Source organism: Sphaerisporangium rufum, from assembly GCF_016863395.1.
Taxonomy (GTDB): domain Bacteria; phylum Actinomycetota; class Actinomycetes; order Streptosporangiales; family Streptosporangiaceae; genus Sphaerisporangium; species Sphaerisporangium rufum.
The window spans coordinates 19,680-42,006 of the sequence record NZ_BOOU01000069.1; the positions used below are offsets into that span (position 1 = coordinate 19,680).

A 22,327-nucleotide genomic window follows, 5' to 3' on the forward strand; every position below is an offset into this window, starting at 1 on the left:
GTGGCCCCGTCAGGCCATGAGGGACAGCAGGTCGCGGTCCCCGCGTTCGCGCAGCCGGTTCGCCAGGTCGGCCCGGCCGACCGGGCCGGTCATGCCGATCCGGGTGGCCAGCACCCGGGTGGTCTCGTCCGGGGAGTCCACCGTGCCGGTCTCGGTGTACCCGGCCAGCCGCAGGGCCGTCGCGCCGGGCGGCAGGTCGGCGGGCGCGGCCGGGACCAGCCGGGCGCGCAGCCGCTCCTCGTCCTCGGCGACCGTCAGGAACAGGTGCGAGCCGGGCTGGGCGCCCATCTCGGCCAGCAGCGGGGCGAGCGAGTCGGCCGCCGGGCGGGCCTGCCAGCTCAGCGTGACCTCGCCGGCCGGGCCGGTGACCGTCCGGGTCTCGCCGGGCGCCAGCCCGAGGTAGGCGGCGAACCCGCTCGGCAGCGGGCACTCGCCGCCGTCGAGCTGCTCGGGCGTGACGTCCACCCGCAGCCACCACAGGCCGTCGGGGTGGCGGAAGCACCGGCGGGTCATCGACACGTCCTTCAGCGGCCCGGCCGGGCCGGACGGCGGCCCGAGCGGATCGCTCACCGGGCCGGGGGCCTCCTGCGGCTGCTCGGAGCCCTCCTCGGGCTTCTTGTTCTGGATGCGCAGCTGCGGGACGCTCTCCAGCCACTCCTTGGCCACCTCGGGGTGGATGCCGAGCGTGGAGACCAGCTCCAGCGCGCGGGCCACCGTCGGCGGGCGGTCGGCGTCCAGGATCAGCGCGCAGGTGCGCTCGCGCAGTTCGGCCAGGTCGCCGGACACCAGCCACCCGTCCTGCATGGTGTAGCCGGGCAGGGTGGCCTGCACGAACTGCCAGGCCGGGATGTCCAGCGAGCGCAGCTCGCGGCCGTGCCAGTCCGCCGCCGACACCAGCCGCGCGCGCGGCGCGGCCACCCCGAGCGTGCCGGGCAGCTTCTCCAGGTGCTCGGCGTACGGCGTGGCGCGCTCGCTGTCCAGCCAGGACTCCACCCGCTCGCGCAGCAGGCGCTCCAGCTCGACGATCTCCTCGGCCGGGACGGCGAACAGTTTGGCCAGCTCCTCGGGGGCGGCCGGGCTGTCGGTGAAGACGTAGTTCTGCGCCACCGCCCACGACTTGTCGTCCAGGTCGGCGAACGCGGCGTCGATCAGCGCGGGGATGTCGCGCCCGGTGCGCCCGGTGCCGACGTCGTCGGTGGTCACCGCGGCGCCCGTCTCCGGGCCCTGCGGGCCGGCGAAACCCGACGCGCCGGACGTGCCCGACATGTCGGGTGAGCCGGATGGGCCGGAGAAGCCGGAGAGGTCGTCACCGGCCGGGCCGCCCGGCAGGCCGGCCGCGGCGGGCGCGTCGTCCTCAGCGGGCCGCGCCCCGGCGGGCTGCTCAGGCTCGGGAACGAACGGCCGGATGGGCGCCGGGGCGGGCGGCGGCTCGGCCACCGGCGTGGCCGGCGACAGCACCCCCGGGTCGCCGCCGTACCAGTGCCGGTCCGGCGGCACGAACGGCGGCACCTCGGCCAGGCCGAGGTCACGCAGCTCGTCGGGCGGCGGCGGGCGCTCGCCGCGCGGCGGCGGCGTGAACGGCGAGAAGGGCGAGCCGGCGGCGGACGGCGGGACCGGGGCCGGCCCGCCGCCCTGCCGCAGCGCGGCCTCCGCCATCCGGGCGGCGGACAGGCCGAGCGGGTCGCTCTGGTCGATGGCGGCCGGCCGCCGCTTGGGCAGCGGCGGCAACGGTGGCAGCGGCGGCTCGGCGACGGGCGACGCGGCCGGCTCTCCGGCCGGCCCCGCGTCGGCGGCGGACGCGGCGGGCAGGGCGGGCGGCTCGGCCGCGAAGGCCGCCGAGCCGGCGGAGCCCGCGGAGCCCGCGGCGGCGGAGCCGGCGGCGGCGGCGGGGCTCGCGACGGCGGGCGACGGGAGGTCGGCGGCGGGCGACAGGAGGTCGGCGGCGGGGGAGAGGTCGGCGGCGGGGGAACGGTCCGGCTCGGCCGGCGGGGCATCCGGCCGGGCATGCTCGCCGGTGTGCCGGCCGGCCGGCCGGGCGTGCTCGCCGGTGTGGCGCGCCTCGGCGGCGGGCCGTGCCTCGCCCTCCCGCGTCCCCTCACCGGCCAGGCGGGTGAAGACCGCGGTGAACAGCGCGGTCAGCACCGGGCGCACCCGGACGAACGGCTGGTCGGTCAGCTCGCGCCCGGTCAGCGACAGCAGCCCGAACCACGAGCCGGCCCGGTCGAGCGCGATGGACACCTGCGGGTCGTCGGCCTCGTCGGGGTCCATCACGTGCAGCGCGGGCAGGATGTCGCCGATGGCGGCGGCCGGCCAGCGGGCCAGGGCCAACTCGGTGAGCAACTCGCCGAGGGCCTCCGGCCCGAGCACCGGGAACACCCGGCTCACCGGAACGGCCCGCCACCAGGCGTCCGGCAGGCCCGGCGCCTCCTGGAGCCGGGCGAACTCGGTCGCGTCGCTCCAGCGCAGCGGAGGTACGAGATCACTCAGGCAGAAGTTCATCCCGTTTCCTCTCCGGTGTTTTCCCGTTGACCAGACCATAGTCTGGCAAATCGCTGGATCGAAGACGGCCGTTAGGCCCGCACGGCGGCGAATCGCAACCGGACGTAGTCCGCCACCCACCCCGACTCGCGGCGCAACGCCGGCGCGGCCAGCTCGTTGACCCGGCGCAGCAGCGGCTCCACCCGGGTGGGCGGCACCGCGTCCAGCAGGGCGCCGGCGAACATCCGCACCCAGTCGGCCGCGCCGCCCGGGCACTCGTCGAGCGGTGTCGGCCGGTCGAAGTATTCCAGCAACCGGACGGTGAAGCCGCCCCGCTCCAGGCGCAGCGCGTACTCGGCGGGGGTGGGAAAATACCACGGAAGCTCGGGCTCGCCGAGGCCGTGCTCGCGCCAGGCCGTGCGCATCGCCGAGGTGAGCGCCGCGCAGTTGCCCGCACCGCCCATTTCCGCCACGAACCGCCCGCCCGGGGCCAGGGCCGCCCGCACGCAGCCGATCACCGCGTCCGGGTCGCGGCCCATCCAGTGCAGCGCCGCGTTGGAGAAGACCGCGTCGTAGGGCTCGGCGACCCGGAAGTCGGCGCCGTCGCCGACGGTGAAGGTCAGCCCGGGATGCTGGGCGATCGCCGCCTCGATCATCGTCGGTGACCCGTCCATGCCGAGTACGGTGGTGCCGCGGGCCGCGATGTCGGCGGTGAGCACCCCGGTGCCGCAGCCGAGGTCGAGGACGCGCTCGCCGGGCCGCGGGTCCAGCAGCTCGATCAGCGGTGCGCCGTGCGCGGAGACGTAGCCGAACGAGCTGTCATAGGCGCGAGCGTTCCACCGCGTCAAGATCGGGCTGTCGTACCGCAAGGCCATCAGCTCGCATTCTCGGAGACACTCGGCTCGTGTCCGTAAGTAAGACACTTTAGAGCCTTAATGACCTCAGGACACTGGGTTCGAGACGGCCGTACGGCCGCCGCCGGCCGGGCCCGCGGCCGCGGTCAGCCCATGGAGCGGACCCAGTTGGCCTTCAGGTAGTTCTTCGCCGCGTCGGTCTCCGGGACGCTGAGTAGCACCGGGGTACCGGGCACCGCGGGCAGGCGGCGGGCGGCGTCCCGGTCCAGGGTGCCCTTCATCTCCATCGCCTCCATCCGCGCCGGCCGGGCGAAGCCCTTGAGCAGCAGGTTCTGCGCCTCGTCGCCGTAGAGGAACTCCTCCCACAGCCGGGCGGCCGCCGGGTGCGGCGCCCGGCGGTTGATCGCCTGCGCGAAGTACGAGACCAGCGGGGCGTCCGCCGGCACCACGACCTTCCACTCGGGTTTCGCGTCGCCGGCGCTCTCGGCGGCCTTGGCGGCGTTCACGTAGTCCCAGTCGACCAGGGCGTTCGCCTGCGAGGGCGGCTTGAACGCGCCGGACTGCCGCAGCCGGGTGAAGAACTCCAGCCCGCGCCGGGCCTCAGGCCGGCCGTCCCGCAGCGAGGCCGCCATCACCCCGTGGAACGCCGAGGCGGTGCGCAGCGGGTCACCGGGCAGCGCGACGGCGTACCCGGGGCGCAGCAGGTCGGCCATCCGCCGCGGCGCGGGCACCTTGCGCGGGTCGTACCCGATCGACATCATCCCGCCGTACCCGGCGTACCAGTGACCGGCCGGGTCCTTGCCGCCGTCCGGGATGTCCTGCCAGGCCGCCACCTTGTACGGGGCGAACCGGTTGGCGTTGGCGATGGCGACGTCCATCCCCACGTCGAACACGTCGGGCGCCTGGCCGGGCCTGGCGCGGTCGGCCACCTCGATCTCCCGCGCGCTGCTCGCGCGCGGTTCGGCCACGTTGACCCGGATGCCGTACTCGCCGGAGAAGCGGTCCATCACCGCGCCGAAGTTGACCCAGTCGCGCGGGACGCCGACCAGGTTGAGCTGCCCCTCCCGCCGGGCCGTCTCCACCAGCCGCTCCATGGTGCCGAAGCCCTCGGCCAGCGACGCGGCCGACGGGTTCACCGGCGGGAGCTTCTTCTGCGTGGTCGACGGGGCGGAGCAGGCGGCCACGGCGACGGCCAGCAACGCTGCGGACGACAGGACGGCACGTGAGGTCACGAGACGCATACTCGGCGGCGCATAGCAGCCGATCGAGGGGACGCGCGGGGATTTGACCCGCTGTTGGCAGGCCCGTGGCAACCCGCCGACCGGCCCGCGGGGTCAGCGGTCGGGGACGACCCGGGCGGCGACCACCGCCGCGGCCGGGATCTCCACCAGGGTGCCGTCCCGCCTGCGCACCGCCAGCACCCCGTCCCGCCAGGACTCCAGCACGCCGACCGCGTCGCGGAACCCGGCGGGGTCGCGCCGCCGCACGGTGACCCGGCGGCCCACGTCGGCGGGGGTGACGGCGACGACGAACCTTCCGCCAAAGTGCGCTGTCACCGCTGTTGCCACCCTCCCGTTTCAGACAGGTGCCCCGCACGGCAATACTAGGTCTAGCAACCCGCGGTCGAGTCGTGCGAAGGCGCGGAACAAGAAGGAGCCCGAGGTGACCTACGTCATCGCGCAGCCTTGCGTTGATGTGCTGGACAAGGCGTGCATCGAGGAGTGCCCCGTCGATTGCATCTACGAGGGCAACCGCATGCTCTACATCCACCCGGACGAGTGCGTGGACTGCGGTGCGTGCGAGCCGGTCTGCCCGGTGGAGGCGATCTTCTACGAGGACGACACGCCCGACCAGTGGAAGGACTTCTACAAGGCCAACGTGGAGTTCTTCGACGACCTCGGGTCGCCCGGCGGCGCCTCCAAGGTCGGCAAGATCGAGAAGGACCACCCGATCGTGGCGGCGCTCCCGCCGCAGGCCGAGGAGCACTGAGCCTGTTCCCGCCGGGCCCGGTGCGCGGTGGGCCGTCCGCCCGCCGCACACCGGGTTCGCCGCCGCTGGAGTTCACGGGCCGCCGCCGGGTACCGTGGCCGCCGGCCCGCGGACACCCGCGGGCCGGACGTGCACGCGCTGACTGATTCGGGGGTGCTCCGTGATCGAGCTGCCTGACTTTCCGTGGGACCGGCTGACGCCGTACAAGGAGCGGGCGCTCGCGCATCCGGACGGCCTGGTCGACCTGTCGGTCGGCACCCCGGTCGACCCGGTGCCCGAGGTGGTCCGCGCGGCGCTGGCCGGAGCGGCCGACAGCCCCGGCTACCCCCTCACCCACGGCACCCCCCGGCTGCGGGAGGCCGCCGCCGGGTGGCTGGCCCGCCGGCACGGCGTCACCGCCGACCCCGAGGCCGTGCTGCCCGCCATCGGCACCAAGGAGCTGGTCGCCTGGCTGCCGACGCTGCTCGGCGTGCGCCCCGGGGACCGGGTGGTCATCCCCGCGCTGGCCTACCCCACCTACGACGTGGGCGCCCGGATCGCCGGCGCCACCGCCTACGCCACCGACGGCCTGCTCGGCCTCGGCCCGGAGCGGGTGCCGCTGGTCTGGGTCAACTCCCCGTCCAACCCCACCGGGCGGGTGCTGCCCGCCGAGCACCTGCGCAAGGTGGTCGCCTGGGCGCGCGAGCGCGGCGCGGTGGTCGCCTCCGACGAGTGCTACATCGAGCTGGGCTTCGACGAGCGCCCGGTGTCGATCCTGCACCCGGAGGTCTGCGGCGGCTCCCACGAGGGCCTGCTCGCCGTCCACTCGCTGTCCAAGCGGTCGAACCTGGCCGGTTACCGGGCCGGGTTCGTCACCGGCGACCCGGCGATCGTCCGGCGGCTGCTGGAGGTGCGCAAGCACGCGGGCATGATGGTGCCCGCGCCGGTCCAGGCGGCGATGGCGGCCGCGCTGGACGACGACGAGCACGCCCGCCTCCAGCACGCCCGGTACGCGGCGCGCCGCGCGCTGTTGCGCCCGGCGCTGGAGAAGGCCGGCTGGCGGGTCGAGCACTCCACCGCCGGGCTCTACCTGTGGGCGACCGACGACCGAGGCTGCTGGGACCAGGTCCGCGCGCTAGCCCAGATGGGGATTTTGGTCGCGCCGGGCGACTTTTACGGACATGAGGGTTCGCGGCACGTCCGGGTGGCCCTGACCGCCACCGACGAGCGGGTCAATGCGGCGGTGCTTCGGCTCCAGTAAGATCCGGCGCCATGACCATTGTGGTCGTGCTCGTCGTGAGCGCCGCCATTCTCGTCGTCGTGCTGGGCGCGCTGCTCGGCACCCGGCGACCCGACCGACCGGCCCGGCCGGCTCCCCGATTCATGGAGCCCGAGCCCGAGCCGGTGGGTCCGCATCCCGCGCTGGCACGCCCGGTGGTCCTCGATCCCGACAACCTCGACCCGCGCACGATCAAGGTGGGCGACACCATCGACCGGCAGGGCGCCCGCTCGCGCGTCCTCGGCGCCCTGCACCTGTCCTGGCAGGGCGACCAGTGGACCCGCTACCTGCTGGAGGAGGGCCCCCGCCTCTACCAGTGGCTCTCGGTGCAGGAGCGCGACGGCGGCCTGCCCGACGGGCAGGCCCACCTGGAGGTCTTCCTGTGGACCCCGGTGCCGACCCAGGGCATGGTGCCGGCCAAGAGCATGCTGATCATGGAGGGCGTGGAGTTCTTCCCGGTCGAGCGGGGCACCGCCGCGTTCCGCGCCGAGGGCACCACCGGCCATCCCGAGCGCGGGCTGCTCGACTTCGCCGACTACCGGGCTGCCGACGGCCGGCTGCTCAGCTTCAACCGGGTCCAGGGCGAGCCGTGGACCGCCTCCTACGCCCGCCCGCTCTCGCCCGGCTCCATCTACGTCGAGCGCATGCTCTGATCCCCGGCCGTCCGTGATCCCCGGCCGGTCCGTGATCCCCGGCCGCTCCGCGTGACACCGCCTGCCGGTCCCCGATGGCTGACGTCCCCTGCCCGGCCGGCCTCCGGTGCCCGCCGGTCCGCCGGAGGCCGGTCCGCCGTCCCGGCCGGTGCGGGAGCCCCTGCCCGGCCCTGGCCGCGATCTCCTGGGCCGGCCCCGGTGCTCGCTCGCCCAACGGTGGAAACTTTCACCGCCGGGGGCGGCGCCGCCGTCCGCCGCCGGCCGGAACGCCAGGTGGGCGCGGGGTGGCCCGCCGCACGGACACGACGGCGCGGCCGCCGGTTGACCGGAGGGCCGCCGCCGGGATTTGCTCGCGCCGGCGGGCAACGACCGGTGCGAACGGCACGGCCCGGCGTCACGCGCGAATTGTGAGCGCTCACTTCGCGCTCCCGCCCCGGTGCACCGTTCGACCGGTCCGGCGCCCCGCCCGCCGCCGCGAACGCACCTCTCGGAGAATGGGAAGGCACCCGTGCGACAGTTCAGCTCCTCATCCCTGCGGACCTGGCTCTCGGCCGCCGCCGCGCTCGTGGCGGCCGCGTCCGTCGTGGCCGGCGCGCAGGCCGCCACCGCCGTCGCGGCCGGTTGCCGCGTCGGGTATAAGGTGGCCAGCTCGTGGCCCGGCGGGTTCGTCGCGGACATCACGATCACCAACCTCGGCGATCCGATCAGCGGCTGGCGGCTCGCCTGGTCGTTCGCCCCCGGCCAGACCGTCAACCAGCTGTGGAACGGCTCCTACGTCCAGTCCGGAACCCAGGTGACCGTCACCAACGTCTCCTACAACGGCGCCCTCGGGACCGGCGCGAGCACCACGCTGGGGCTGTACGCCGGCGGCCCCGCCGACCCGGTGCCGCAGAGCTTCACCCTCAACGGGGTCATCTGCACCGGCGGCGTGGCCACGCCCTCTCCCACGCCGACCCCCACTCCCACTCCCACCCCGACTCCCACGCCCACCCCCTCCCCGACCCCCACTCCCACCCCGACTCCCACGCCCACCCGCCCGGCCATCGAGAACAACTTCCCGGTCACCCGGGAGGCGGCGTACGGCACGGGTAACCGGTACACCGTGTTCCGGCCGTCGAACCCCGCGGCCACCGGACGCCCGCTGCCGGTGCTGGTCTTCGGCAACGGGGCCTGCGCGCACACCAACATCAGCGAGGTGGTCCAGGCGCTGACCTTCGTCGCGGCCCGCGGGTTCGTCGTGGTGGACACCGGGTCGGTGGACGGCTCGCCGAACGGGGTGGCCAGCGGCAACCCGATCCCGTCCCTGCTGACCGAGGCCATCACCTGGGCGGAGCGGGAGAACGCCCGCGCCGGCTCGCCGCTGGCCCAGCGGCTCGACCTGTCCAGGGTCGCCGCCGCCGGCCACTCCTGCGGCGGGCTGGAGGCCCTGGTCGCCGCCCAGGACCCGAGGGTCAAGAGCGTCATCGCGCTGGACAGCGGTTTCTTCGCCGACGGATCCTTCGGCTACCCGCGCTCGGAGCTGGGCAAGCTGCACACCCCGGCCATGTTCATGGACGGCGGGCCCTCCGACATCGCCTACGACAACACCCGGGCCAACTACGACCTGGCGCGGGTGCCCGCGGTGCTGGCCGAGCACCCGCAGGCCGGACACGCCGGGTTCATCGCCGGAGCCCAGATGGCCGAAGGCATGACGACGGTGGTGCAGTTCCTGGACATGACGCTGAACGGCAACGCCACGGCCCGCTCGTACATCCTCAGCCCGACCGGGCTGGCGGCCAGGGCCCCGTGGAGCGTCCGCACGAAGAACTTCTGACCGCGGGACGGCCCGGCCGTCCTCAGGTGATCTGCACGCCGCCGGCCGCGGCGGGCCTGGTGTCCGCGCGCCAGCCGTCGTGGCCGGTGGCCGAGCGCCAGGTGACGCCCGCGTAGCGCACCTCGCGCAGGCCGTACCGCTTGGCGTTGGCCACCGACCAGGCGGCGATCAGCCAGCCGCGCCGGGTCGAGGACGCCTTGATCACCTCGCCGTCGCCCGCCGCCCGGCCCAGCGTGCGCACCAGCTCCTGGCGCGCCTTGCCGGGCTGGGACGGCGCGGGCTTCTCCGGCACCGGGTACCAGCAGTGAACCGCCTTGGCGGCCCGGCCGGTGAACGCGTCGGCCAGGATGACCGCGTCCGCCTCGTGCTGGGCGTAGGCCGAGCCGTCCGCCGAGCGCTGCACCGCCTGGGCGGCCTCGTGCAGCGGCAGCTTCTGGTAGTTCTTCACCTTGGCCAGCGCGGCGAAGAACTTGCGGGTCGCGTAGACCGGGTCCTGCAGCTGCTCGACGGTGCCCCAGCCCTGCGAGGGCCGCTGCTGGAACACCCCGACCGAGTCGCGGTCGCCGAACGGCAGGTTCAGCATCTTCGACTCCTGGATCGCGGTGACGTACGCGATCTCCACCGCCCGCTCCGGCATCCCGCGGCGGTCGGCCACCGCGGCGATCGTCGCGGCCACCTGGGCCTGCTCGATCTCCAGGTCCAGCGTGCCCGCGGGCGTGCGCACCTGGCAGTGCTCGCCCAGCGCGAACGGCTGCGCTCGGTGCAGAAGGTGATAAACCCCGAAAAATATGGCGATGGCGAGAACGACAACGATGGCGATGATCGTCAGGGTCGCTCTGGAGAATCGCCGTGCCACGCTCAAGAACCTACCGGCCCGGCCGAGTACCTCGTGCGGCACTAAGCTCCACTTGCATGAGCCAGTCCTACGAAAGCCCCTTGCCGGTCGCCATTGACGAGCTGTGGGAGCGGCGCGCCGAACTCTCCCCCGACGACACCGAGGCGCGCGGTGCGATCGTCGGGGCCGTCGACCTGCTGGACACCGGCAAGGCCCGGGTGGCGTTCGTCGACCCCGCCTCCGGCGGCGTGGTCGTGGACGAGCGGGCCAAGCGCGCCATCCTGCTGAGCTTCCGGGTGCTCGGCATGGTCCGCAGCCAGGTGGGCGACTTCCACCACAACGACCGCATCCCCCTGAAGACGTCGCTGGAAGGCGTGCGGGTGGTGCCCGGCGCCATCGCCCGCTGGGGCTCCTACCTGGCCCCCGGCGTGGTCCTGATGCCGAGCTACACCAACATCGGCGCCTACGTGGACAGCGGCACCATGGTCGACACCTGGGCGACCGTCGGCTCCTGCGCCCAGATCGGCCGCAACGTGCACCTGTCCGGCGGCGTCGGCATCGGCGGCGTGCTGGAGCCGCCGAACGCCGTCCCGGTGATCGTCGAGGACGAGGCCCTGATCGGCAGCCGTTCGATGATCGTCGAGGGCGCCCGGGTCGGCACCGGCGCCGTGGTCGGCGCCGGCACCATCCTGTCCGCCTCCATCCCGGTGATCGACGTGACCACCGGCGAGGAGATCAGCCGCGGCCACGTCCCCGACTGGTGCGTCGCCGTCGGCGGCACCCGGCCCAAGGAGTTCCCCGGCGGCACCTTCGGCCTGCCCTGCGTCCTGGTGCTCAAGCGGCTGGAGCCCGGGCAGCGGCACGACAAGGCCGAGCTGAACGACGTCCTGCGGCAGCACGGCCTCAATGCCTGACGTCCGGCCGCTCGACCTGACCGCCGGCGCCGGCGAGCTCACCGCCGCGCTCGTCGACATCGAGTCGGTCAGCGGCGGCGAGAAGGCCCTGGCCGACGCGATCGAGGCGGCGCTCGCGCCGCTGCCGCACCTCGCCGTCGAGCGCGACGGCGAGGCGGTGATCGCCCGCACCCGGCTCGGCCGGCCCGAGCGGGTGGTCATCGCCGGCCACATCGACACCGTCCCGGTGGCCGGCAACCTGCCCTCCCGGGTCGAGGGCGACCTCATCCACGGCTGCGGCACCTCGGACATGAAGAGCGGCGTCGCCGTCGCGCTCCGGCTCGCCGCCGGCCTCCCCGAACCGAGCCGCGACGTGACCTACGTCTTCTACGACTGCGAGGAGGTCGAGGCCGAGCGCAACGGCCTGGCCCGGCTCGGCCGCACCCGGCCCGAGCTGCTGGCCGGCGACTTCGCCGTGCTGATGGAGCCCACGGACGGCGAGATCGAGGGCGGCTGCCAGGGCACCCTGCGCGCGCAGATCACCACCCGCGGCCGGCGCGCGCACAGCGCCCGCTCCTGGTTCGGCGTCAACGCCATCCACGCGGTGGCGCCGCTGCTCGACCGGCTCGCCGCCTACGTGCCGCGCGAGCCGGTCGTCGACGGCCTCACCTACCACGAAGGGCTGAACGCCGTCGGCATCACCGGCGGCGTCGCCGGCAACGTCATCCCCGACGAGTGCGTGCTGACGGTGAACCATCGCTTCGCCCCGGACCGGTCGCTGGAGGAGGCGCGGCAGCATGTCCGGGAGGTCTTCGATGGGCACGAGGTGCGCTTCACCGATGGCGCCCCCGCCGCCCGGCCTGGCCTCACCCACCCGGCGGCCGCCGCGTTCGCCGCCGCGGTCGGCGGCACCCCGCGCGCCAAGCTCGGCTGGACCGACGTGGCGCGCTTCGCCGCGCTCGGCATCCCGGCGGTCAACTACGGCCCCGGCGACCCCAACCTGGCCCACCAGCAGGGCGAGCACGCCTCGCTGTCCCGGATCGCCGAGTGCGACCGCCGGATGTTCGCCTGGCTCGGCTGACCCGGCCGGCCTGGAAAAAGAAAGCGGCTCTCCCCTCCTGGCCATTAGGTGGGGAGAGCCGCTTTCTGTCCCGAGCAGCACCCTCGTCACTTAGACGTCACCCTTCGAGTGAACGGTTCCCCTGCTCCAGCCGGATTTTCGGCGAATTCCCGCCGTCGCGCGCCGGGGTTGCCACCGCCGGGCAGGGGTTCCCGACACGATGGGTCTCCGCGGCGGTCAGACAGGGCGTTAGCGGGCGTCCTGCCGGGTTAGCGTGACCCTCATGACTTCACGCCAGGAACGCCGCCAGGGGCAGTCCATAGTCCGTGGCAAGTTCGTCCCCGACTCCACCCACGACCAGCGGTTGCTCGACCGGCCCGGCGGCTCCGACTGGCTGCACATGGATCCATGGCGGGTGCTGCGCATCCAGGCCGAGTTCGTCGAGGGCTTCGGCCAGCTCGCCGAGCTTCCCCCGGCCGTCACCGTGTTCGGCTCGGCCCGCACCAGGCCTGGCGACCCCGGCTACGAGATGGGCGTCCAGCTCGGCGCCGCGCTCGCCCGGGCCGGCTACGCGGTGATCACCGGTGGCGGTCCCGGCTGCATGGAGGCGGCCAACAAGGGCGCGCGCGAGGCGGGCGGCGTGTCGATCGGCCTCGGCATCGAGCTGCCGTTCGAGCAGAAGCTGAACGACTACGTCGACGTGGGCATCGAGTTCCGCTACTTCTTCGTCCGCAAGACCATGTTCGTCAAGTACGCCGACGCGTTCGTCGTGCTCCCCGGCGGCTTCGGCACGCTGGACGAGCTCTTCGAGGCGGTGACCCTGGTCCAGACCGGGAAGATCACCCAGTTCCCCATCGTGCTGCTGGGGACCGCCTTCTGGCGGCCGCTGATCGAGTGGATCAAGGAGTCGCTGCTGTCGCACGGCATGATCTCCGCCCAGGACCCCGACCTGCTGCACATCACCGACGACCCCGACGAGGCCGTCAAGCTCATCGTGGACAGCCGCCGCCGCGCCGACCAGGCCGAGCTGGAGGCCCGCGTCCAGGCCGCCTCCGCCGACCACAACGGCACCTGACCGGCCGGCGGCGCGACCCAGGTCCACCGGTTGAGCGATCATCCCTGGCGGCGGCGCGAACGCCGGCCGGCGGGCGCACGAGCGCCGCCGGCTCGATGGTCTTCCCTGGAAGGGATCTCGGCCCGTCATCTCGGTAAGGTGTTCGGCGTGACCATGGCGATCTGCGTGTTCTGCGCGTCCAGCTTGAAGATCGACAAGAAGTACCTGGACCTGGCCGCCGAGGTGGGCACCGAGCTGGCCCGGCGCGGGCACACGCTGGTCAGCGGCGGCGCCATGGTCTCCTGCATGGGCGCGGTGGCCCGGGCGGCCCGCGCGGCCGGCGGGCGCACGGTCGGCGTGATGCCGCGGGTCCTGGTGGACCTGGAGATCGCCGACGAGGAGAGCGACGAGCTGATCATCACCTCGGACATGCGGGAGCGCAAGGGCGTCATGGACACCCGGTCCGACGGCTTCCTGGTGCTGCCCGGCGGCATCGGCACCCTGGAGGAGCTGTTCGAGATCTGGACGTCCCGGGTGATCGGCATGCACGACAAGCCGCTGGTCATCCTGGACCCCTGGGGCCTGTACGCGCCGCTGCGGCTGCAGGTGGGCCAGATGTACGAGGCGGGGTTCACCCGCCCGGACGTCTTCGACGCCATCGCCTGGACCACCACGGTCCCCGACGCCCTGGACCACCTGGAACGGCCGACGCGCCCGTTCACCCCGCGAGCGGAGGAGATCGGCGAGTCCACGCCCGCCTGACGGGGTGGACATCCGGTCCATCAGGTCACCGGCCGGCTGCCACAGGCCCGCGCGGTGCCGGCCGGACATGCCGGCGGGCCGCGATGCCATCACCGCGGCCCGCCAGGACGGATTCAGCGGGCGGTGCCCGCCGGAACACCTGCCGTGGCGCTCGCTGGAACGCCTGCCGTGGCGCCCGCCGTGGCGCCTGCCGTGGCGCGGCGAGCCGGGCCGTCCGGCGGATCCGCCGGGACCGTGCCGCCGCGGCGGGCCAGGGTGAGCCCGGCGAGCACGACGATGAAGACCATGCCGTAGATCGTGGTCAGCAGCGACGTCTCGTAGATGTCGGCGGTACGCCACTGGTGGCCGAGCGCGTCGGTCACGATCTTCCGCTCGCCGGTCACGTAGTCCACGAGGAACGTCGCCGCGGTCGCCGCGTACATCACCAGCGCCTGCACGTCGCCCGCCCGGTCCGGCCCGGACGGCTCCGCCGATACCGGCCCGCGGGACCGCAGGTACAGCGCGAACGCCTGCAGGAACAGGTAGGTCGTGAACGACCAGCCGAGGAAGTTGACCAGCGGCACGCCGAAGAACCCGCCGCCGTTCTCCCACACCCACATCCGCTGGATGGTCGCGCGGGTGGGGTCCATGGACAGATCCCAGGCGACCATGGCGAAGGAGGCGACGACCGGCGTCCCGACGGTGACCAGCGGGCCCGAACCGCGCCGGACCCGCCCGACCAGCACGGTGGCGACCGTCCAGGCCAGGTAGCCGATCGCCGCGTACGTCGGCCCGATCAGCACCGGGACTCCCAGCACCTGCAGGCCCAGCGTGTAGTGGTAGTTCCCGAACGGGAAGCCGGTGTAGACGCTGAGGCTCTCCATCGCGCTGCTGATCAGCAGGGTGGCCCCGAGGAACACCGCGATCGCGCGCCACCCGTACCGGCGGGACCCGTGCAGCAGGGTGAACGCCGTCTGGGCGAGCAGCAGCAGCGGGAACGTGACGCCGGGCGCGAGGCCCCTGGTCAGCGAAAGGATCCCCACCAGGCCGGTGAGGACCCACAGGACGGACGGTGCCGATCGGCGTGGGCCGGCGGTCATGACCACCTCCATGAGGGACGGAATCGAGGTACCTACCGGACCTCGCTCCGATCCTGTCCGGCCCACCCCCGCCGGGCATCGGGTGTGCGCTGGACATCGGCGCTACCACCGGCGCGGGAGCCGGCTGCCGCGGGTGCCGCAGGACCGGTTCGGCTACCACGAACGCGGTAGGCGGGCCACCTGACGGAGGCCGCCCACCGGACCCGCCGGCCAGGCGAGAGCACCGAGGCGGGCTGCCGGCGGCCGGTCACCTCGACGGTGATGCGTCTGTGCTCTGAGGCGAGTGAGCCGCTGAACCGGCCCTCGGTGGGCCGTCCCGGCATCCGGGCCCGACCAAAGGCGCCGATGTGGCACGATTCGGTATGTGGTGGTCCTCCTCGCGCTCTCGTTCGCCGCGCTCGCGGTGCTGTACTGCGTGGTCAAGGTCGCGCAGGGGCACGGCGGCGAGCTGGTGGAGTTCGCCCCCGACGTCCCGGAGCTGCACCTGCCCGATCCGAGCCGGCTGACGGCCGTCGACTTCATGGCGCTGCGGCTGCCGATGAGCGTGGTCGGTTACCACACCCAGAGCGTCGACGAGGCGCTGCAGCGGGCGGCGACCGCCATCGGCGAGCGCGACACGCACATCGCGGTGCTGGAGCAGCGGGTCGCCGAGCTGCTCTCCGGGCGTATGCAGGCCCGGCAGGGCAACTACATGAGGCCGTCGTACGCCCCGGAGTCGCCGGGGGCCGAGCCCGAGCCCGGGCCGGCGCCGTGGTTCGCCGAGGCGGCCGGGATGACCGGCCGGCCCGCCGAGATCCTCGGCCACCCGGGGGAGGACACCGACCCGACCGGAGCCCCGGGCGCGCGGTTCGACGCGTTCTCCCCGATCGTGGAGTCTCCCCGCGAGAACGGCACGGCCGAGGGGACCCCGGCGACCGGAACCGGAGCCGGTTCGGCGGAGCGGGGGCCGGCGGAGGACCCGAAGCCCGGCCGCGCCGCGGCGGAGCCGTCCGGCCGGACCGCCGAGGAGGCCGACACCCCGGCGGACGGCGTGCCCGCCCTTCCCAAGCGTCCGAAGGCCGGCGGGGACCGGGCCGGTGACCCGCCGCCCGCCGGTGTCCGGGACCGGCGGTGACCGTCGAGCTCGTCCGGTGCGGCTGGGTCACCTCCGCCCCGGACTACATCCGCTACCACGACGAGGAGTGGGGCCGCCCGGTCCGCGGTGACGACCAGGTCTTCGAGCGGCTGACGCTGGAGGCGTTCCAGTCCGGGCTGTCCTGGCTGACGATCCTCCGCAAGCGCGACAACTTCCGGGCCGCCTTCGCCGGGTTCGCCATCGAGAAGGTCGCCGCCTTCGGGCCGGCCGACGTCGAGCGACTGATGGCCGACGCCGGCGTCGTCCGCAACCGGGCCAAGATCGAGGCGGCCGTCGCCAACGCCCGGGCCGCCGCCGGGGTGCCCGGCGGCATCTCCGACCTGGTCTGGCGGTACGCCGACCCCGCGTCCCCGGTACCGGCCTCGCTCGCCGACGTGCCCGCCATCACGCCGGCCTCCCGGGCGCTGGCCAAGGAGCTGAAGAAGCACGGCTTCCGCTTCGTCGGCCCCACCACCGCCTACGCCATGATGCAGGCCATCGGCCTGGTCAACGACCACCTCGCCACCTGCTGGACCCGCGGCTGATCCCGGCCGCCGCCGGCGCGGCCGCCTCGACCGGCCGTCGCGACCGTCGCGGGCCCCCCTGATCAGCCGCCCGGTACGGGCGACGGCGGGTGCACCGGAACGGGGTCGATCAACCTGCCGGCCAGCGCGGTCACCTCGGCCTCGGCGGCGGCCAGCGAACCCGCCGCCGCCGGCCGGAGCGCGGCCAGCTGCGGGATGAAATCGGCCACGGTCAGCTCGGCGGCGACGAAGAAGAGGTTCTCCTCGCGCACGCCATGTTCGGTGAAGTAGGTCCGCAGGTACGGGGTCTGGAAATCCCAGCCCTCCCGGGGAGTGCCCGGTCCGTAGGCGCCGCCACGTGCCATGATCACAACGACCTTCGTGTCGTGCAGCGGCCTCTGCGCCGAACCGGGGCCGCCGAACGCCCCGGGGAAGGTCATCCGGTCGATCCACGCCTTCAGCGCGGCCGGAATCGAGAAGTTGTACATCGGGGCGCCGATCAGCACGACGTCGGCCGATCTCATTTCGCTGATCAGCGGCTCGGTCAGCTCCCATTCCCGCCGCTCGGCCGGGCTCTCGATCAGCTCGGGCACCCGGTCGAGCGGCAGCAGCCCGTGCCGCTCCACCCGCCGGCCCAGTTCGGCGAACGCGGTGGTCAGCGGCGGTACCGGGGCGGCGGCCAGGTCCCGGTACCGGTGAGCGGCCGGGCCGTGCCGGTCGCGCCAGGCGGCGGCGAACGACGCGGTCAGCCGCCTGGTGATCGACTCGTCGGAAGTATTGGCAGCGGAGTCCACATGCAGCAGGGACGCCATCGGTCTTCTCCTGTCACCTCGGGTACGTCGGATACGTCATAGGAGGCGACGGGGCGAAGCACGGAAAGGTGACCGGTGGACGACCAGGACGGGCTGGCCGAACGGTTCGAGGCGCAGCGCGGGCAGCTGCGTGCCCTCGCGCACCGGATGCTCGGCTCGCCGGGCGAGGCCGAGGACGCGGTGCAGGAGGCGTGGTTCCGGCTGCGCCGGACCGACGCCGGCCAGGTGGACAACCTGGCCGGCTGGCTGCGGACCGTGGTGAGCCGCATCTGCCTCGACCTGCTCCGGGCCCGCGGCTCGCGGCCGGAGGATCCCACCGAGCAGCAGGTACTGGACGAGATCTCCGCTCCCGGCCGGGGGACCCGTCCGGAGGACGCGGCGGTGCTCGCCGACTCGGTCGGGAACGCGCTCCTGGTGGTCCTGGACCGGCTCGCCCCCGCCGAACGGGTCGCGTTCGTGCTGCACGACATGTTCGCGGTGCCGTTCGACCAGATCGCGCCAATCGTGGCGCGGACGCCGGTCACCACGAAGAAGCTGGCCAGCCGGGCCCGCCGGAAGGTCCAGGGCACCCCGCGGGTCCCGGCGGCCGAGCTGGCCCGGCACCGGCGGGTCGTGTCCGCGTTCCTCGCCGCCGCGCGGGCCGGCGACCTGGCCGGGGTCCTCGCCGTGCTGGCTCCGGACGTGGTCCGGCGCGTCGATCCGGCCGCCCTGCCGGCGGGCGCGGCCGCCGAACTCCGCGGCGCGCGGGCGGTGGCGGAGGGGGCGCTGGCCATGGTCGCCAGGGCGCGGGTCACCGACCTCGTCCTGGTGAACGGCGCCGTCGGCGTCGTGGTGGCGCCGCGCGGCCGGCTGTTCCTCGCGGTCACCTTCGTGATCGAGGACGACCGGATCGCCGGGTACGAGGTGGTGGCCGACCCCGCGCGGCTGCGCGGGCTGGACCTCGCCGTGCTCTAGCCGTCCCAGCGCCGCGCGTTCTGGTCGTTCAGCGTGCCCGGAGGCTGCGGGATCACGCAGAAGGGCAGCCCGGCGGGGTCCTCCATCACCTGCCAGTGGTCGTGCACCAGCCGCAGCCGCCGGGCGCCGAGCGCCTCCAGCCGCGCGGTCTCCGCCGCCAGATCGTCGGTGTGGATGTCGAGGTGGACCCGGGCGGGCCCGCTGCCGAGCCGCTGGACGAGCAGGGCGAACGCCTCCCCGGGCAGGTGGGCGCCGTGGTACTCCGGATACCGCTCGAACGGGACCAGCTCCTGCCCGGTCGCCCCCTGCCAGAATGCGAGTTCCTTGTCGTGGTCGGCCTCCGGCACGTCGATCACGGCCTTGTAAATCCTGCTGTAGTGCGCCATCCCCCCATCCTTCCGCCACCGGGGTTCGCCGGACGCTCGTCAGGTGAACCCCGGTGGGCGGCGGCGCCGCCGGCTGGCGACGCCTGAGCCGGGACATCCGTCCTGACCGCTGGCCGCCGGGAGTGGTTCGGCACCCCTACACGCGTGACCCTGTCGAGAAAAGTCGGAGATTTCCGTACCGACGTGCCGACGTGCCGACGCGAGGGAGCGGCCAACGTGCCAGGAGAAATCACGTCAAGCCGTAACTCGCGTGGGCCGGTACCTCAGGGCGACCGCCCCCGACCGGAACTCACGGCGGTCCACGGGCTCGAGCTGGATGCGCTCGCGCAGACCGGCGAGCAACGTCGGCCCGTGCCCGGCAAGGAGCGGCTGCACCAGGAACTCGTACTCGTCGATCAGTCCCAGATCCGCCAACGCCAGGGGGAGCGTCACGCCACCCACCCACAGGCCCTCGCCTGACTCCTGCTTGAGCCGCTGAACCGCTTGCCCGACGTCGCCTCGCACCAGCTCGGCGTTCCAATCGGCCGCGCTCAGCGTGCTCGACACGACGTACTTCTTCGCCCGGTCGATGGTCTCGGCGAACGGGATCTGCCAGTCAGCCATCCAGTCAGGCCACGTGCCCGTGGCCGGCTTCCGCCACGCCGACTCCATCATCTCGTAGGTCACCCGGCCGAACAGCAGGGCATCGGCTCGCCCCATCTCAGCGGTCCAGTAACGCATCGACTCCTCGTCCGGGGCGAGCCCTGCCTCGTGATGGCAGCAGCCGTCGAGCGTGACGTTGATCGAGTATCGGAGTGGTCTCATCTTGTCGCTCTCCCTTGATGCGCGCAGCGCGTTTTCACCAGCCGTCTACATAGACGGCTGTCGCCGCGATTTCTAATCGGCGCCCGATCGCGGCGCTCCGTCCCACCCAGCGGGCGGCCCCCTTCCGGTCCTGCGCCGGACCGTGGGGAAGAGCCGCGCAGGGCGCCGCTGCCGATCCGATCGATCACCTCCGCCCTGAAGCCGGCGTCCGGGCGGAGATCGGAGAGCGGCGCCGCTGGTGACCGCACTTCGGGCAGGCGCCGGTTCATGAGCGCGCCTCGAACCAGATCGTGCGGCCCCGGTCGTGGGAGCGCCATCCCCAAGCTGTGGACAACTCCCGGACCAGCCACAGACCGCGACCGCTCTCGCCGAGCGGGTCCACCCGCTCCGGGATCACTGGCAGATCAACAGGGGACCCCTCGTCGGTCACCTCGACGCGGACCGTTCCTCCGTCGTCGTGCACCCGGATGTGCACCATGCCGCCCGGCCGGTGGCCCGACCGCGAGTGGCGGACGGCGTTGGTGAAGACCTCGCTCACCAGCGTCTCGACGTCGTCCAGCAGTTCGTCGTCCAGCACCCGCCCGCCGGCCTGGCGCAGCACCGAACGCACGTACGCCCGGGCCACGTGGACCGAACCGTCGAGGCCCGGCAGATCGACCTTGCCGAGAAGGGCGCCCATGGTTCGCACCGCCTTACCTCCTGGATTTCCGCGAGCCGCTTTATTTCGGTGTTCTCACCCGCCTGACGGCCGGTAGGAATTGTGACCCCAGGATCATCGGGGAAATGTCCAATAGTCGTCATTCGTGCATTGAGAACCGCTTGCCGGCTCTCTTAGATTGCCGGAAGATGTATCGCGGCGAGCATTAACGCGGTGGACGATCCCGGCACGAAAACCCCCGAGTTCCGGGGCTGGATGTGAGAAATCTGTAAGCGATTGTCAGTACGACGAAGATGGGCGAGGTGGGGAATGGGCAATGATCTCGATCCGCGGTTGACGCCGGTCCAGCGCTTCGGCAGAGAGCTGGGCCGGGTGCGAAGGGATGCCGGGCTGACCCAGGCCGTGCTCGGCAAGCGACTCGGCTGCTCTTCCTCGCTCGTCGCCCATATCGAGGTGGGCGACCGCCGGCCCCGGCCCGAGCTCGCCGCCCGCTGCGACGAGGTGTTCGGCACCGGCGACCTCTTCACCCGGCTCTACCGGAACCTGACCTCACCCGCCGGGCCGGACTGGTACCTCCGCTGGAGCGACGAGATCGAGCCGCGGGCCCGCACGCTGCGCAGCTGGGACCCGCTGCTGATCCCCGGTCTGCTCCAGACGGAGGACTACGCGCGGGCCGTCTTCCGCGGCGGCCTGGCCACCTCGGAGCGCGAGATCGAGGACGGGGTGAACGCCCGGATGCGGCGGAAGCCGGTACTGGAGCGCGACAGACCGCCCGCACTGTGGGTCCTGCTGGACGCCGGGGTGCTGCACCGCCTGGTCGGCAGCCCCGAGGTGATGCACCAGCAACTCGACCACCTCGCGACCATGGCCACCCGCCAGCACGTAAAGGTGCAGATCGTCCCGGAGGGCGTTCTTTGTACGGCCGGATGGATGTCGGGTTTTGTTATCGCCGAATTGCCCGACGCGCCCACAGCGGTATCCGTTGAATCGTCCGGCCGGGGAGAGGTGTCGGCCGAACATGATTTCGTCTCGATGATCTGGGATCGGTATGACAGGATAAGAGCGGACGCGTGCCCATCCGGGCAATCGCTCGACATCATCAAGGAGGCCCAAGAGCAATGGAAGCAACAGATCTGACCGGCACGGACCTATCGCACGCCGCGTGGAAGAAGAGCTCGCGTAGTGGTGACAGCGGCGGGAACTGTGTCGAGGTCGCTTCGAACCTCCCCGGGGTCGTCGGGGTGCGGGACAGCAAGCGGCCGGCCGTTCCGGCGCTGATCTTCACCCCCGGCGCGTGGTCGATGTTCTTGGGCGGCGTCAAGGGCGGCGACTTCGACCACTGAGGTCGATGTGCCGTCCGATGTCACCGGCCGGCAGCGTCGTTACCGGCCGAATCGGCACCTGCTTCATCGTCGATGAACCGCAGCACGCGGGCGTTGACCGCTTCCGGCGCCTCCAGCGGAAGCCCGTGGCCGATGCCCGGCAGGATCTCGGCGCGGGCCCCCGAGATGAAGGTGCTCGCGTGCCTTAGCGCCTTGCGCGGGGTGACCAGGATGCTGCGCCCGGAGATCAGGACGAGCGCGGGCAGGCGGATCGAGCGCAACTCCTCATCGGTGAACGGCCTGGCCCCCGGGCGGGAGGACGGGCGGAACGTCCGCGTGCTCAGCATGATCGGGGCCATCAGCCGGGCCGGGGCGATCAGCGCGTGGTTGGCCAGCACTCGCGCGAACCAGGGCCGGAACCGGCGCGGGAAGAGCATCGCGACCAGGCCGCCGAGCGTGGCGGCCAGGAAGCGGGGCGGGACCTTCTGCAGGCCGCCGGGGTCGAGCAGGGTGACCGAGGCCAGGCGTTCGGCGCCGTACACGGCCTGGTTGAGCGTCAGCCAGCCACCGTAGGACACGCCGACCAGGTGCACGCGTTCCAGGCCGAGCCCGGCGAGCACCTCGTTCACCCAGGCGGCATTGTCCTGGGAGTCCTTGGCCACGGTGTGCTGGACGCTGCGACCGGGGTCGTCGATGGTGTCGATGGCGTAGACGGGGTGGCGCTCGCCGAACGCCTCGACCTGCGGGAACCAGTTGGAGGAGTTCGCGCCGTGTCCGTGCAGCAGCACGATGGGCTCTCCTCGCTCGGCTCCGGTGCGATGGACGTGCACGACGCCGAAGCGGGTCTCGACGTCGTACTCCTCCCGGGGCATGGGCCACATGCCCATGGCCTCCTCGTAAGCCTGGAGGAACCGGGTTCTCGCCTCTTCGCTGACGAAGCGGCCGACAGCGGTCCTGGTCATCGCGTCCTCCTCGATTTTGGTAGTACCATCGTACTACCAAAATCGGATGGCTGGGTGAGAGGG

At 73.1% G+C, this 22,327-nt stretch carries 24 protein-coding genes; 13 read left to right on the forward strand and 11 right to left on the reverse strand.

The window, feature by feature from the left end; translation table 11 throughout:
- Positions 1-9: 9 nt before the first annotated feature.
- From Sru01_RS25650 to Sru01_RS25665, 4 genes are all read right to left on the reverse strand, one after another.
- Complete coding sequence (locus Sru01_RS25650; protein WP_203990515.1) at positions 10-2,499, reverse strand: hypothetical protein; 2,490 nt, start codon at positions 2,497-2,499, stop codon at positions 10-12.
- A 71-nt stretch (positions 2,500-2,570) separates the two neighbouring features.
- On the reverse strand, positions 2,571-3,353 hold the full coding sequence (locus Sru01_RS25655) for a class I SAM-dependent methyltransferase (RefSeq protein ID WP_203990516.1): 783 nt from the start codon (positions 3,351-3,353) through the stop codon (positions 2,571-2,573).
- Positions 3,354-3,478: 125 nt separating this feature from the next.
- A complete protein-coding gene (locus tag Sru01_RS25660; protein WP_239137733.1) occupies positions 3,479-4,564 on the reverse strand; it encodes an ABC transporter substrate-binding protein in 1,086 nt (361 codons plus the stop codon).
- Positions 4,565-4,666: 102 nt separating this feature from the next.
- Positions 4,667-4,888: a putative acetyltransferase gene (locus Sru01_RS25665; protein WP_203990520.1), complete on the reverse strand. Its 222-nt coding sequence runs from the start codon at positions 4,886-4,888 to the stop codon at positions 4,667-4,669.
- A gap of 106 nt (positions 4,889-4,994) precedes the next feature.
- Here Sru01_RS25665 and fdxA point away from each other — a divergent pair, with 106 nt between their 5' ends.
- From fdxA to Sru01_RS25685, 4 genes are all read left to right on the forward strand, one after another.
- Positions 4,995-5,321: a ferredoxin gene (gene fdxA / locus Sru01_RS25670; protein WP_203990522.1), complete on the forward strand. Its 327-nt coding sequence runs from the start codon at positions 4,995-4,997 to the stop codon at positions 5,319-5,321.
- 160 nt (positions 5,322-5,481) lie between these two features.
- On the forward strand, positions 5,482-6,561 hold the full coding sequence (dapC, locus tag Sru01_RS25675) for a succinyldiaminopimelate transaminase (RefSeq protein ID WP_203990524.1): 1,080 nt from the start codon (positions 5,482-5,484) through the stop codon (positions 6,559-6,561).
- Positions 6,562-6,572: 11 nt separating this feature from the next.
- Positions 6,573-7,232 carry a DUF4178 domain-containing protein gene (locus Sru01_RS25680; protein ID WP_203990526.1) on the forward strand — a complete coding sequence of 220 codons (660 nt, stop codon included), beginning with the start codon at positions 6,573-6,575 and terminating at the stop codon, positions 7,230-7,232.
- A 508-nt stretch (positions 7,233-7,740) separates the two neighbouring features.
- A complete protein-coding gene (locus tag Sru01_RS25685; RefSeq protein ID WP_203990528.1) occupies positions 7,741-9,045 on the forward strand; it encodes a cellulose binding domain-containing protein in 1,305 nt (434 codons plus the stop codon).
- 22 nt (positions 9,046-9,067) lie between these two features.
- On the opposite strand, the gene Sru01_RS25690 is transcribed toward Sru01_RS25685, so the two are convergent.
- Positions 9,068-9,901: a hypothetical protein gene (locus Sru01_RS25690; RefSeq protein ID WP_203990530.1), complete on the reverse strand. Its 834-nt coding sequence runs from the start codon at positions 9,899-9,901 to the stop codon at positions 9,068-9,070.
- 56 nt (positions 9,902-9,957) lie between these two features.
- Here Sru01_RS25690 and Sru01_RS25695 point away from each other — a divergent pair, with 56 nt between their 5' ends.
- The 4 genes from Sru01_RS25695 (at position 9,958) to Sru01_RS25710 (ending at position 13,649) form a co-directional block, all read left to right on the forward strand.
- On the forward strand, positions 9,958-10,794 hold the full coding sequence (locus tag Sru01_RS25695; RefSeq protein ID WP_203990532.1) for a 2,3,4,5-tetrahydropyridine-2,6-dicarboxylate N-succinyltransferase: 837 nt from the start codon (positions 9,958-9,960) through the stop codon (positions 10,792-10,794).
- A complete protein-coding gene (dapE, locus tag Sru01_RS25700) occupies positions 10,787-11,854 on the forward strand; it encodes a succinyl-diaminopimelate desuccinylase (protein ID WP_203990534.1) in 1,068 nt (355 codons plus the stop codon). Before Sru01_RS25695 ends, dapE begins: the two co-directional genes overlap by 8 nt.
- Positions 11,855-12,116: 262 nt before the next feature.
- Complete coding sequence (locus tag Sru01_RS25705) at positions 12,117-12,908, forward strand: LOG family protein (RefSeq protein ID WP_203990537.1); 792 nt, start codon at positions 12,117-12,119, stop codon at positions 12,906-12,908.
- A gap of 153 nt (positions 12,909-13,061) precedes the next feature.
- Positions 13,062-13,649, forward strand: a complete 588-nt coding sequence (locus Sru01_RS25710; RefSeq protein WP_203990681.1) for an LOG family protein — start codon at positions 13,062-13,064, stop codon at positions 13,647-13,649.
- 113 nt (positions 13,650-13,762) lie between these two features.
- Here Sru01_RS25710 and Sru01_RS25715 read toward each other — a convergent pair whose 3' ends face one another.
- Entirely contained in the window at positions 13,763-14,728 is a 966-nt protein-coding gene (locus Sru01_RS25715; RefSeq protein ID WP_203990539.1) for a carotenoid biosynthesis protein, read from the reverse strand.
- Between the two features lie 364 nt (positions 14,729-15,092).
- Between Sru01_RS25715 and Sru01_RS25720 the strand changes: the two genes are divergently transcribed.
- Both Sru01_RS25720 and Sru01_RS25725 read left to right on the forward strand, forming a co-directional pair.
- Positions 15,093-15,842 (forward strand): hypothetical protein, encoded by a 750-nt coding sequence (locus tag Sru01_RS25720; RefSeq protein ID WP_203990542.1) that lies wholly within the window; start codon positions 15,093-15,095, stop codon positions 15,840-15,842.
- Positions 15,839-16,387 (forward strand): DNA-3-methyladenine glycosylase I, encoded by a 549-nt coding sequence (locus Sru01_RS25725; protein WP_203990544.1) that lies wholly within the window; start codon positions 15,839-15,841, stop codon positions 16,385-16,387. Before Sru01_RS25720 ends, Sru01_RS25725 begins: the two co-directional genes overlap by 4 nt.
- 62 nt (positions 16,388-16,449) lie before the next feature.
- Here Sru01_RS25725 and Sru01_RS25730 read toward each other — a convergent pair whose 3' ends face one another.
- On the reverse strand, positions 16,450-17,178 hold the full coding sequence (locus tag Sru01_RS25730; protein WP_203990546.1) for an FMN-dependent NADH-azoreductase: 729 nt from the start codon (positions 17,176-17,178) through the stop codon (positions 16,450-16,452).
- A gap of 75 nt (positions 17,179-17,253) precedes the next feature.
- Here Sru01_RS25730 and Sru01_RS25735 point away from each other — a divergent pair, with 75 nt between their 5' ends.
- Positions 17,254-18,132, forward strand: coding sequence for a sigma-70 family RNA polymerase sigma factor (locus tag Sru01_RS25735; protein ID WP_203990548.1), 879 nt, complete (start codon positions 17,254-17,256; stop codon positions 18,130-18,132).
- Here the strand turns inward: Sru01_RS25735 and Sru01_RS25740 are convergent.
- The 3 genes from Sru01_RS25740 to Sru01_RS25750 all read right to left on the reverse strand — a co-directional run bounded on the left by Sru01_RS25740 (position 18,129) and on the right by Sru01_RS25750 (position 20,001).
- Positions 18,129-18,518 (reverse strand): VOC family protein, encoded by a 390-nt coding sequence (locus tag Sru01_RS25740; RefSeq protein ID WP_203990550.1) that lies wholly within the window; start codon positions 18,516-18,518, stop codon positions 18,129-18,131. The genes Sru01_RS25735 and Sru01_RS25740 overlap by 4 nt on opposite strands.
- Positions 18,519-18,752: 234 nt before the next feature.
- Positions 18,753-19,322, reverse strand: a complete 570-nt coding sequence (locus tag Sru01_RS25745) for a dihydrofolate reductase family protein (RefSeq protein ID WP_203990552.1) — start codon at positions 19,320-19,322, stop codon at positions 18,753-18,755.
- 265 nt (positions 19,323-19,587) lie between these two features.
- Complete coding sequence (locus Sru01_RS25750) at positions 19,588-20,001, reverse strand: ATP-binding protein (RefSeq protein ID WP_239137738.1); 414 nt, start codon at positions 19,999-20,001, stop codon at positions 19,588-19,590.
- A 288-nt stretch (positions 20,002-20,289) separates the two neighbouring features.
- Here Sru01_RS25750 and Sru01_RS25755 point away from each other — a divergent pair, with 288 nt between their 5' ends.
- Both Sru01_RS25755 and Sru01_RS25760 read left to right on the forward strand, forming a co-directional pair.
- A complete protein-coding gene (locus Sru01_RS25755) occupies positions 20,290-21,117 on the forward strand; it encodes a helix-turn-helix domain-containing protein (protein ID WP_203990558.1) in 828 nt (275 codons plus the stop codon).
- Positions 21,099-21,323, forward strand: coding sequence for a DUF397 domain-containing protein (locus tag Sru01_RS25760; RefSeq protein WP_203990559.1), 225 nt, complete (start codon positions 21,099-21,101; stop codon positions 21,321-21,323). Before Sru01_RS25755 ends, Sru01_RS25760 begins: the two co-directional genes overlap by 19 nt.
- 20 nt (positions 21,324-21,343) lie before the next feature.
- On the opposite strand, the gene Sru01_RS25765 is transcribed toward Sru01_RS25760, so the two are convergent.
- Complete coding sequence (locus Sru01_RS25765; protein WP_203990561.1) at positions 21,344-22,264, reverse strand: alpha/beta fold hydrolase; 921 nt, start codon at positions 22,262-22,264, stop codon at positions 21,344-21,346.
- Between the last annotated feature and the right edge of the window lie 63 nt (positions 22,265-22,327).